Annotated in this window: 1 protein-coding gene; it reads right to left on the reverse strand. The window is 56.6% G+C overall.

Annotation, left to right across the window (positions count from 1 at the left end):
• Positions 1 to 11: 11 nt before the first annotated feature.
• On the reverse strand, positions 12 to 407 hold the full coding sequence (locus U9980_RS24430) for a transposase family protein (RefSeq protein ID WP_322770079.1): 396 nt from the start codon (positions 405 to 407) through the stop codon (positions 12 to 14).
• Positions 408 to 907 lie beyond the last annotated feature (500 nt).

The following is a 907-nucleotide window of genomic DNA, read 5'->3' on the forward strand; positions in this document are numbered from 1 at the left end:
TGACGCACTGGTCACGGCCCGGCTGTTCGTCCACCTCGCCCAACCTGCCGGGGCAGATCCGCTGTCGCTGGAAGAACTCCGCGACAAACCATCAGGAAAGGGACCGCAATGTCGATGGCCTGGAGGACCCTGCGGATTGTCTTCTCACTGGGTACTCGGTACCTTCCGAGAAAGTGGCCGTAGGGCGCGCCCAACCGGGCCAGCAGGGGTTGGGGTATCCTCATGGCCCAGCGGCCGATCTCGCTGAGGTGCTTGGCGCCCGTCATTGTCGAGACAAGCGAGGTCGACAGAATGTACCGCAGGCTGTAGATCGCCCCCTTCGTGTTGCGCGGGTCAGGAATTTCCCCGAGCATCGCGAGCAGGCTGGAGATGTCGAGCTGTTCGCAGTCGATGGGCTCGGTGGACATGCCGGGGCAAGGCTGGCATGATGGCACGTGGTGGCCTTCTGTCTTGGGGTATTTGTTCGGTGGTACTTACATTGCACCAAGCGGAAGGTCACTTCTTTGTCAACGGAAATCCTGCATCCCCTCAAACATTTCTAGTCAATCGCCTGCCAAGTGGCGTCGAATGCGCCGTCAAATCACGGCTAACGTTAGGGCGAGTTGCCGTGGGGCGAATCCGTGACGAGTGACGGCGATAATCGATCGTCCCTCGGCCGCCCAGGGCGATCGCCGGACTGGCTACCAATAGTTATTGACTGTGACATTGTGCTACCTCGCCGGAGCCCTGCCGATACCCTCACCGTATAACAATATTCCCGTATCGTTGTTCTGGTTTATGATTTCAGCCGGAATATATTCCGCTCAATCCTCTCATTGTAACTTATCTGTATTCGCAAAGAAACTTTTAAGTTCGGAGTTCTTCCTGATTCTGAAGACTGGCAACGAATCAAGATCGCTATTGTCGA

This window comes from Protofrankia sp. Cr1, from assembly GCF_963555865.1.
Lineage (GTDB): Bacteria > Actinomycetota > Actinomycetes > Frankiales > Frankiaceae > Protofrankia.